The 11765-nt window shown below is 33.1% G+C and carries 8 protein-coding genes; 5 read left to right on the top strand and 3 right to left on the bottom strand.

Annotated features, from left to right (window positions below):
• Genes LY08_RS03700 through LY08_RS03690 form a run of 3 tightly spaced genes read right to left on the bottom strand, consistent with a single transcriptional unit; the run spans position 1 to position 4150 of the window.
• Positions 1-879: an ABC transporter permease gene (locus tag LY08_RS03700; RefSeq protein ID WP_111659088.1), complete on the bottom strand. Its 879-nt coding sequence runs from the start codon at positions 877-879 to the stop codon at positions 1-3.
• Positions 880-883: 4 nt separating this feature from the next.
• Positions 884-3340: an exopolysaccharide transport family protein gene (locus tag LY08_RS03695; RefSeq protein WP_111659087.1), complete on the bottom strand. Its 2457-nt coding sequence runs from the start codon at positions 3338-3340 to the stop codon at positions 884-886.
• A gap of 9 nt (positions 3341-3349) precedes the next feature.
• Positions 3350-4150 (bottom strand): polysaccharide biosynthesis/export family protein, encoded by an 801-nt coding sequence (locus LY08_RS03690; protein ID WP_111659086.1) that lies wholly within the window; start codon positions 4148-4150, stop codon positions 3350-3352.
• 221 nt (positions 4151-4371) lie between these two features.
• On the opposite strand from LY08_RS03690, the gene LY08_RS03685 reads away from it, so the two are divergent.
• The 5 genes from LY08_RS03685 (at position 4372) to secA (ending at position 11725) form a co-directional block, all read left to right on the top strand.
• Positions 4372-6243: an ABC-F family ATP-binding cassette domain-containing protein gene (locus LY08_RS03685; protein WP_111659085.1), complete on the top strand. Its 1872-nt coding sequence runs from the start codon at positions 4372-4374 to the stop codon at positions 6241-6243.
• Positions 6244-6272: 29 nt separating this feature from the next.
• Complete coding sequence (locus LY08_RS03680) at positions 6273-7052, top strand: O-methyltransferase (protein WP_111659084.1); 780 nt, start codon at positions 6273-6275, stop codon at positions 7050-7052.
• A gap of 124 nt (positions 7053-7176) precedes the next feature.
• Positions 7177-7749, top strand: coding sequence for a cob(I)yrinic acid a,c-diamide adenosyltransferase (locus LY08_RS03675; RefSeq protein WP_111659083.1), 573 nt, complete (start codon positions 7177-7179; stop codon positions 7747-7749).
• A 163-nt stretch (positions 7750-7912) separates the two neighbouring features.
• Positions 7913-8134: a DUF2795 domain-containing protein gene (locus LY08_RS03670; RefSeq protein WP_006989959.1), complete on the top strand. Its 222-nt coding sequence runs from the start codon at positions 7913-7915 to the stop codon at positions 8132-8134.
• A gap of 234 nt (positions 8135-8368) precedes the next feature.
• Complete coding sequence (secA, locus tag LY08_RS03665) at positions 8369-11725, top strand: preprotein translocase subunit SecA (protein ID WP_111659082.1); 3357 nt, start codon at positions 8369-8371, stop codon at positions 11723-11725.
• Positions 11726-11765: the final 40 nt, after the last annotated feature.

Genomic DNA, 11765 nt, shown 5'->3' with positions numbered 1-11765 from the left:
CTAAACGGTGTCTATAAACGATTTTTCTGTTCTGTTAAACACAATTAGCCCTATTAAAAAGAAAACAATACTTACTGTTCCTGCATATAAAAATGAGGCTAATGAAAACTGTTCTGTCCCTAATGTCATATGTCTAAATAATTCTATAAACGTGGTCATTGGGTTATACTCTACTAACCATGAATATTCTGGTAGTTTTTCTTTAAAATAGGATAAAGGATACATTACCGCAGACCCATACATTAATAATTGTACACCAAAACCAACCAAATAAGTTAAATCACGATACTTGGTTGTAAATGATGAAATAATCATCCCAAAACCTAAACCAAAAAGTGCCATTAAAAATATTAATACTGGTAATAAAACTACAGAAGCGGTAGGCAAAGCTTGGCTTGCACTTTCTGTAAACAACTTAAAATAAACATAGAAACTAATAAATACCAACATTCGGATTCCAAAATTGACCAAATTGGTAATTACTACAGATAAAGGCACAATAACACGAGGAAAGTATACCTTACCAAATAAGCCTTGATTGGCTTTAAAGGTATTACTTGTACCAGTTAAACAACTACTAAAATAATTCCAACAACTTAAACCTGCTAAATTAAATAAAAAGGCAGGAATCCCATTACCTGTTGGGATATTAGCCAAGTTATTAAAAATTAAAGTAAACGTAAGAGTTGTAAACAAAGGTTGGATAAAATACCACAAAGGACCTAAAATGGTTTGCTTATAAAGTGTAATAACATTACGTTTTACAAATAATAAAAGCAAATCTCGATAGCGCCAAATCTCTTTAAAATTTAGATCTATAAGCTTCCTTTTTGGTGATATGGTATATAACCAATCTGAACTATTATTTTTAGTATTCAAAATGTTACTTTAAAGGATTAAAAAAAGATAAAATACGCTTTAAGACTGAAACTTTCTTAGTCTCGTTTTCATGGTATCCATTAGCATAATTACCATAACCATAACCGTAACCGTAACCGTAACCGTACCCATATTTACCTTTTTGATTAAACCCGTTATATAATAAACTTATATTTTTAACCTCACCTTTTTTATGCTTATCGTTAATTAAATTAAGCATTTCTTTTTTAGTGTAGTCTTGTCTTACCACATATAATGATGCATCTGCATACTGTACTAGTTCTATAGCATCTGCAACTAAACCTATTGGAGGTGTATCTAGTATGATGTAGTCGTATTTTTCTTTTAATAACTGCATTAACTCATGCATCTTTTCACTTATCAATAATTCTGATGGATTGGGTGGTATGGGACCTGAGGTAATCACCTCTAAATTTTGAACTTTAGTTTGTTGCGTGACCTCGTCTAAGTTTTTTTGGCCTATTAAGTAGTTAACTGCACCAATATCATTTTGGATTTCAAAATCACCAAAGATTTTAGGCTTACGCAAATCTAAACCTACTAATACTGTTTTTTTACCACTCAAGGCAAAAACGGTTGCAATATTAATAGAGCAAAACGTTTTTCCTTCACCACTAACTGAAGAGGTGACCATAACCGTTTTAGTGCTATCCAAATCATGTTGTTTATACATGTACTGCAAACTAGATCTAATTGCCCTAAACGCTTCTGCTACAGAAGATTTTGGTTTACGGTGTACCACTAAATTATTATCTAATGTATTTTTACCAACAACACCCAACAATGGTATAGAACTCAAGCTTTCTAGATTTTGAGGATTATGTATTCTGGTATCAAAAAATGTAACTAAAAAGGCTAATAATAATGGAGGTAAAATCCCACCAAAAATAGCAAACATATATCTAGAACTTAACTTTAAATCTATTGGTTGAGCACCAGTGTTTTTTGCTGGATCAATTAAAAGAATATCCGAAACTGTGGCTGCTTTAATAATATCGGCTTCACCACGTTTAGACAAGAACATGGTATATGTTTTTTCGTTTAATAAATATTGACGTTGAATATCCATTAAAAACTGTTGGTCTTTTGGCATTTTTTTAAATTCACCTTTAGCGACTCCAATTTTTGAATTTACACGTTTCAATTCTCTATCTAAACCATTTAGAGCTGCACTTATATTTTCTAACAATACAGATTTTAAACCATTTATTTGCTGGTTTAAATCTTTAAATATTGTAGTATTAGATTTAACAGTTTCTTCATATTTCGCTTTTTGTACAGATAGCGAATTAATTTTTGATATGTTATTTAATATGTTTGTCTCATCTATTCCTGCTGTTGATGGTGCAGGTAATTCTGTAAAACTTGTACTTGTAAGTAAATAATTTTTTAATCTATTGTAGTAATCTTTTTTATCATAAAGATTATCTCTTTCTAACTCTAAAGTTGATATTTTTTGGGTAATAGCTATGCTTTCTTGTCCCAAGTCAAAAATCCCGTTTTTGGAGCGGTAATCATTTAACTGGTCTGAGTTATCTTCCATATCAGATTTAACTCTGTTAATCTGACTATCAATGAAATTTATGGTATTTGTTACAAATTGATTTTTTCTGTCTAGCTGTTCTTTAGTTAAAACCTCAACTGTTTTATTTAAATAATCTTCTATTTTTTTTGTGTTATTATCTACCATACTCAGCAATAAAATAGCCGAATTACGTGGATTACTTACACTTAACCTAAAACGATAAGAGGCTACTACAGCATCAAATGATTGAAATTGCAAAAAATAAGTATCTCCTGGCTTTATATTTCTGTCTTCAACAACATTTAAAGTTCCATTTAAATATGGCAAATCAATAAGCGCTCCTACTTTATATTCTCTACTAAATACACCTTGTGTTACATCAAAATTTTTAACTGAATAATCATCATAATTTTGTGCGGATACTGCTAAACCTTTAAAATCAAATTCTAAAGTGAAGGTCTCTTGATTTTTAAAAGTTACTTTTATTGGTGTATTTAATATTTGATAGTCATCAAAACTAGGATTAAACCTAAATGGTGCTGCTTTATAAATATCGTCTTTTCTAAAACGCGATTGTTTGAGATAATTAATATAAAATTGAAGACTATCTACAACTTGCTCGTGTAAACTTCTAGATTGTAGGGTATTCATTACTGTCTGCACTTTTCCAGACACACCACCATAATTAAAGGTTAGATTAGTGTTAGAGGTAAACAAGGGGTTTTTATCGTCTTCGATAGATATTTTAGTACTTAATCTGTACGATTGTTGCTTTCTTATATTTTGTTGATAAACGATAAACACACCTATTCCAACACATATAATAAACAACTTCCAATAACTAAGCGCTTTAAATAAAAACGCCTTAATATCAAATACAGGACCAGAGTCTAAAACATCAAATTCTTCATTCATAATAACTAATTATAGATTTCTAGCTAAAAAATAAGTGGATACCAAAACCGAAAAAATACTAGCTATAGTCGTAAAGGTTTGCGTCGCTGTTTGCCCAGCACCTAAAGCTTTACGCTTAAGTGGCTTGACTAAAATGATATCATTTGGTTGTATGAAATAGTAAGGTGATTTCATTGCAGCAATATCTGTTAAATCTATATGATGAATTTTTTGACCATTAGGATATTGTCTTATTACCATAATATCCTTTCTGTCTCCTGTGGGTAATATATCACCACCATTGGCTAAGGCTTCAATAATGTTAACACGGTCTTGAAATAATGTCTTAACACCTCCACCAGACACCTCACCAGTAATCGTGTAACGTAATCCAGCTAGTTTAACTGTCACAAATATTTTAGAAACATCTTTTAAATATTTTTCCAATAGAGCCTCTTTAACTTTATCTTCGATTTCATCTGTAGTAAACCCTAAAACGTTAACTTTATCTAATATTGGAAACTCAATATTACCATGTAAATCAACCGTAAAACCACTAAAATATAAGCTTTGAGCATTTCCACCTCCAGAAGTCTGATTTGTAGGCTGAAAAATTTCTAGCAAACCTTTAAGCTCAGAATCTGTTGACTTGATACTTATACTCAAAATATCATTAACCTGAACTCGATAAGGCGTTGCTAAAGCTTGGATTTGAAGTGAGTCATCTACAATAGTTCCTTTATCTTGAAGATAAACCACGTCTTTATTTGTAATACATGACGTACTTAAAAGACTAAATACTACCAGTACACACACTATAATTTGCTTCATTGTTGAGGCGTTTGTTAATTGACAAATATAACCTTTCATCGTGAATAATAAAACTTTTGTCGGATTTTTTGGTATTTTAAAGATAAAACATAAAATCTCAAGTTTTAAAATCAAGTCCTAGATAACAAATAGCTTGTTGGTAAGTCTTCTGCTTGCAACTTTTCACTTTAAACTTTTCACTTTTTACTTATTTAAACCCATCTTTGTAAAAAAATCTAAAATTGAATTATCTAACAGTAGAAAATATAGCCAAATCCTATGGCGAGTTAACCTTATTTGAGGGTCTATCCTTTAGCGTTCACAAAGACCAAAAGATTGCTTTTGTTGCCAAAAACGGTACTGGAAAAACCTCCATTTTAAACATGTTGGCTGGACTTGATGTACCAGATACGGGTAATATTATTTACAGAAAAGATATTAAGGTTGCCTTTTTACCTCAAGAACCAATACTAGAGCCTAATTTAACGGTTGAAGAAACTATTTTTAATACAGACAACCCTATTTTAGATATTATAAAAAATTACGAAAAAGCCCTACAAAACCCTGAAGATGAAGATGTCTATCAAATCGCGTTTGAGCAAATGGACAGACATAATGCGTGGGATTTTGAAACCCAATACAAACAAATTTTATTTAAGCTAAAACTTGATAATTTAGAGCAAAAAGTAAGCAGCTTATCGGGTGGACAAAAAAAGCGTTTAAGTTTAGCTAACGCTTTAATTAATAAACCTGATTTACTAATATTGGATGAGCCAACTAACCACCTTGATTTAGAAATGATTGAGTGGCTAGAAGCTTTTTTTGCCAAAGAAAATATCACCTTATTTATGGTCACCCACGACCGTTACTTTTTAGAGCGTGTGTGTAACGAAATTATAGAACTGGACCATGGACAATTATATAATTACAAAGGAAACTATTCGTATTATCTAGAAAAGAAAGAAGAACGTATCGCTAGAGAACAAGTTGAAACTGGAAAAGCCAAACAACTGTATAAAAAAGAATTAACGTGGATGCGTCGCCAACCCAAAGCGCGTACCACAAAATCTAAATCTAGAATAGACGATTTTGCTGACATCAAGCACAAAGCACATCAACGCAGAAAAGATCATGTAGTCGAGTTAGAGCTTAACATGGAGCGTCTTGGAAGTAAAATTGTCGAGTTAGTTAAACTCTCCAAATCGTTTAAAGACAAAATGATACTGGATAAGTTTGATTATAACTTCCAACGTGGCGAACGTGTTGGTATTATTGGTAAAAACGGAACAGGAAAATCAACGTTCCTTAATATGCTAACCCAAACCATACCTCCTGATAGTGGTAAAATTATTATTGGCGAAACCGTTAAGTTTGGATACTATACCCAAGCTGGAATTACTCCAAAGCCAGATCAAAAAGTGATTGATGTGGTTAGAGATTTTGGCGATTATATTCCGTTAAAAAAAGGACGTCAAATTAGTGCACAACAATTATTAGAACGCTTTTTATTTGACCGCAAAAAGCAATATGACTTTGTTGAAAAACTTAGTGGTGGCGAGCGTAAACGCCTATATTTATGTACAGTGTTAATCCAAAATCCAAACTTTTTAATTCTGGATGAACCTACAAACGATTTAGATATTGTAACCCTAAATGTGCTTGAAGATTTCTTATTAGATTTTCCGGGTTGCCTCATTGTTGTGTCTCACGACCGTTATTTTATGGACAAAATCGTAGATCATCTTTTGGTTTTTAAAGGAGAAGGTGAGGTTGAGAATTTTCCAGGAAATTATTCAGATTATAGAGCTTACGAAGACAGTAAAGCTCCTGAAAACACCGATAATACAGAAGATAAAAAAGAAAAGAAAAACTGGAAAAAAGACAGCAATATAGCGTTATCGTATAACGAGCAGAAAGAGTATAAAAATTTAGAAAGTAAAATCAAAGCATTAGAATTTGATAAAAAAGAAATAGAACAACAGTTTTTAAACCCAGATTTAACACAAGATCAAATCACAGAACTGTCTAACAAAATCCAAACTATTATAGATAGTATTGAAGAAAAAGAGTTACGCTGGTTGGAGTTAGCAGAGAAGATGGAAGGTCAGTCTTAATAAGTAGATAGTAGTTAGTAGTTAGTAAAATGAGTAAAGTTTATCAAATACAATCCTATTTAAAATTCTTAATAAGGTCCACCAATCAACATGGTGTCCACTCCCCTTTTGTATTTGACTTAGTGACTAAATGTTTTTATGATAAATCAAATCACGTTGCTTACAAAACAATCAAAGACTACATCAATCAGTTATTAAAAAGTAACCAAACCATAGATGTTAAAGATTTAGGTTCAGGAAGTCAGGTGTTTAAGACTAATTCCCGTTTAGTTTCAAAAATGGCAAAGGTTGCTGGCTCCAGCTTTAAAGAAGCAAAATTATTATATAGACTGTCTAATTATTTTCAATTTAATTCTATTTTAGAACTAGGCACGTCGCTAGGTATAGCAACACATGCGATGCATTTAGGGAGTCCTAAAGCGACTATTACTACCATTGAGGGTTGTCCAAATATTTCAGAATTTACTAAACACACGTTTAATAATTTCAACTTAAAAAATATTGAAGTCATGACAGGTCACTTCAACTCTAATTTACCTAATCTAAAAAATAACACTTACGACCTCATTTACTTTGATGGAAATCATCAAAAAGAAGCTACTTTACACTATTTTGAAACGTTACTACCCACTAGTCATAATAATTCTGTGTTTATTTTTGATGACATCTATTGGTCCAAAGACATGACAGACGCTTGGGTAAGTATAAAAAACCACCCTAAAGTCACAGTAACTATTGATACCTATCATTTTGGACTGGTATTTTTCAGAAAAGAACAAGCTAAAGAGCATTTTACCATTAGAGTATAATGTCATTGCTAGGAAGCATGACGAAGCAATCTTTCTCATTTTAATTCTGATTTCAATAAATCAATACATAAAATTCAAGTAAATCGTTTTTACTTTTTAACTATTTCCACTTAACTTTACAATCATGAAAATTTACACAAAAACAGGAGATAAAGGCACTACCGCATTATTTGGTGGTACACGTGTTCCAAAACACCATATACGCATAGAAAGTTACGGAACAGTAGACGAGCTAAACTCGCATATAGGACTGGTTAGAGACCAACACATTAACCAACATTATAAAGACATCCTTATAAACATACAGGACAAACTATTTACAGTAGGTGCTGTCTTAGCAACAGATCCTGAAAAAGCCATTTTAAAAAACGGAAAAGAGCGACTAAACATAGAAAAAATCACTTCTAAAGATATAGAATTGCTAGAATCTGAAATGGACACCATGAATGAAGCTTTACCACCTATGACACACTTTGTACTACCTGGTGGTCATCAAACCGTGTCATTCTGTCACATCGCACGTACCGTATGCAGACGTGCAGAACGCTTAGCATCAGCACTTAACGATTTAGAACCTTTTGAAGCGAATACCTTAACCTATTTAAACCGTCTTTCTGACTACCTTTTTGTGTTGGCACGAAAATTGTCTCATGACTTACAAGCAGACGAAGTTAAGTGGATACCAGAAAAAAAGTAAACTACTTTACAAAGCGCTGTGATTAGTAACACTGCAAAACACTTTAGTATCAAGTAGTTTCAGTTTAGAAGACGTTCTTTTTTTTAATGAAAAAATAATTCACTTTTTACTTGACTATTTAAACTAAAAATTTATTTTTGCAAAAATTAAAACCGCATAACAAATGTATTGGACATTAGAATTAGCATCTTATTTAAGTGATGCGCCTTGGCCAGCAACTAAAGATGAGCTTATTGATTACGCTATTAGAACAGGCGCACCTTTAGAAGTTGTAGAAAACTTACAGTCTATTGAAGACGAAGGTGATTCGTACGACTCCATAGAAGAAATTTGGCCAGATTATCCAACTGACGAAGATTACCTCTGGAATGAGGATGAATATTAATAACTTATAAATAGTATCAAAAAAAAGTCTCAATTAGAGGCTTTTTTTGTGCTTTAAAATTTAGCCAAACGCAGCTAAAAACGTATATTTAGACCCTTTTTAAAAGAGACTTATTTTTCTTAAAAAAGCACTTCGACTGCGCTCAGTGGGAAAGTCGCAAAAAAAATTAAAACATAAAATCATGTCATGCTAAGCATAGTCGAAGCATTTCATCTTAAATAAAACACAAAAACTATGAGTTTTTTAAATTCCGTACTAAAAGTGTTTGTTGGTGACAAGTCTAAACAAGACGTCAAATCCATCACACCTATAGTAGATAAAATTAAAACCTTTGAAAAAGCACTAGAAGCTTTATCACATGACCAATTACGCGCTAAAACTGCCGAGTTTAAGGCTATTATAGCAGAAGCACGTGAGCCTTACTACACCAAAATAGAAGCGCTTAAAACAGAAGCAGAAGCAACTGAAGATATTGACCAACGTGAGGATATCTATCAAGAAATCGATAAAATTAAAGAAGACGCTTACAAAGTCACAGAAGATGTATTAAACCAAATCCTTCCAGAAGCTTTTGCTGTTGTTAAAGAAACTGCTAAACGTTTTAAAGACAATACTACAATTACAGTTACAGCTAACGAGTTTGACAGAAGCTTATCTGGCGAAAAAGATTTTATAACCTTAGATGGTGACCAAGCAGTGTGGTCAAATTCTTGGGATGCTGCAGGTAAAGCCATTACTTGGGACATGGTACATTATGATGTCCAACTAATTGGTGGTGTTGCGATGCACCAAGGTAAAATTGCAGAGATGCAAACAGGTGAAGGTAAAACCTTAGTGGCAACACTACCTGTTTATTTAAATGCTTTAGCTGGAAATGGTGTGCATTTAGTAACTGTAAACGACTATCTAGCAAAACGTGATAGTGCTTGGATGGCTCCAATCTTTAACTTTCATGGATTAAGTATAGATTGTATAGACTACCATCAACCAAATAGTGATGCACGTCGTAAAGCTTATAATGCAGATATCACCTATGGTACTAACAACGAGTTTGGTTTTGACTACTTACGTGATAACATGGCACATGCACCAGGAGATTTGGTACAACGTCCACACCACTACGCGATTGTCGATGAGGTCGATTCGGTATTAATTGATGATGCACGTACACCTTTAATTATTTCTGGCCCTATCCCAAAAGGGGATGAACACGAGTTTACAGAATTAAAGCCAAAAGTAGAAAACATAGTTGCTGTACAACGCAAATATTTAACTCAAGTACTTGTACAAGCAAAAAAATTAATAGCTGAAGGCGATACTAAAGAAGGTGGTTTTCAACTATTGCGAGTGTACAGAGGTATTCCTAAAAACAAAGCTTTAATTAAGTTTTTAAGTGAAGAAGGTGTTAAACAAATTCTTCAAAAAACAGAAAACTTTTACATGCAAGACAACAATCGTGAGATGCCTAAGGTAGATGCGGAGTTGTACTATGTTATTGAAGAAAAAACAAATCAAATTGAGTTAACAGATAAAGGGGTTGAATTCCTTTCTGGAAAAGACAATCCTGACTTTTTTGTGATGCCAGAAATTGGTGTTGAAATTGCAAAAATTGAAGCTAAAGGCTTATCTAAAGAAGAAGAAGCAGAAGCCAAAGAAGATTTATTTAGAGACTTTGGTGTAAAATCTGAACGTATTCATACCCTAAACCAATTACTAAAAGCCTATGCTTTATTTGAAAAAGACACACAATACGTGGTCATGGATAATAAAGTAATGATTGTAGACGAGCAAACAGGTCGTATTATGGATGGTCGTCGTTATAGCGATGGATTACACCAAGCAATTGAAGCTAAAGAAAATGTAAAAATTGAAGATGCAACGCAAACTTTTGCAACGGTAACGCTTCAAAACTACTTTAGAATGTACAAAAAACTGTCTGGTATGACAGGTACTGCAGTAACAGAAGCTGGAGAGTTTTGGGAAATCTACAAATTAGATGTTGTAGAGATTCCAACTAACAGACCAATTGCAAGAGATGACAGACAAGATTTAGTTTACAAAACCAAGCGTGAGAAATACAATGCTGTTATAGACGAGGTTACAAAACTATCTCAACAAGGTCGTCCTGTGTTAATTGGTACAACTAGTGTAGAGATTTCTGAGTTGTTAGGTAAAATGCTATCTATTAGAAAAGTGCCACACAATGTCTTAAACGCAAAGCAGCACAAAAAAGAGGCAGAAATAGTAGACCAAGCAGGTAAAGCTGGACAGGTAACCATAGCAACCAACATGGCAGGTCGTGGTACAGATATTAAATTGTCAGACGAGGTTAAAGCTGCTGGTGGATTGGCAATTATTGGTACAGAACGTCATGACTCGCGTCGTGTAGACCGACAGTTACGTGGTCGTGCTGGTCGTCAAGGAGATCCAGGAAGCTCGCAATTTTATGTATCGCTAGAAGATAATTTAATGCGTTTGTTTGGTTCAGATCGTATTGCTAAGATGATGGATAGAATGGGATTAAAAGAAGGTGAAGTGATTCAGCATTCTATGATCTCTAAATCTATTGAGCGTGCACAGAAAAAAGTAGAAGAAAACCAATTTGGTGTGCGTAAGCGTCTACTAGAATATGATGATGTGATGAACTCGCAACGTGAAGTGGTATACAAACGTCGTTACCATGCCTTATTTGGAGAGCGTCTTCGCGTGGATTTAGCCAATATGATCTATGACACATCAGAAGGTATTGCAGAAACTAACAAAGAAGCTAACGACTTTAAGAATTTTGAATTTGAGTTGATTAGATATTTTTCAATGTCTTCTCCAATTTCAGAAGCAGAATTTAATAAATTATCTGCACTAGAGGTTGCACAAACCATTTACAAAGCAGCATTTGAGCACTACAAACAAAAAATGGAGCGCAATGCAGAAATCGCATTTCCTGTTATTGAAAATGTATATCTTAACCAACGTGATAAATACAAACGTATAGTTGTACCGTTTACAGATGGTACTAAAACTTTACAAGTTGTAACTGACCTTGAAAAAGCATATGAAACTAAAGGAAAACAATTAGTTACTGACTTTGAGAAAAACATATCATTAGCCATTATTGATGATGCTTGGAAAACGCATTTACGTAAAATGGACGAGTTAAAGCAATCTGTACAATTAGCAGTCCATGAGCAAAAAGATCCTTTATTAATATATAAGTTTGAAGCTTTTGAATTGTTTAAAAGCATGATTGATCAAGTGAATAAAGATGTAATTTCATTTTTATTTAAAGGTGAATTACCTACTGAAACAACAAATGCAATTAGTGAAGCTAGAGAGGTTCGTAAAAAAGAAAATTTACAAACTCAAAAAGACGAAATCCCTAATATGGATGAACGTGCAGCACAAAGCAGAGCTGCTGGAAACACGCAACGTCAACAACAAGTGGTTGAAACTATTGTTAGAGACCAACCTAAAATTGGACGTAATGATAAGGTGACCATTAAGCATGTTATGAGTGGTGAAAACAAAACCTTAAAATACAAACAAGCAGAGCCTTTAATTGCAAAAGGCGAATGGGTTTTGGTTAACGATTAACTTACTTAAACACCAAATAATATAAATCCTAAAGTGTAAA

The organism is Olleya aquimaris (assembly GCF_003259525.1).
In the GTDB taxonomy this organism is placed as follows: domain Bacteria; phylum Bacteroidota; class Bacteroidia; order Flavobacteriales; family Flavobacteriaceae; genus Olleya; species Olleya aquimaris.
The sequence above is the reverse complement of the archived record's forward strand: the minus strand, read 5'-3'. Positions and strand labels throughout refer to the sequence as shown.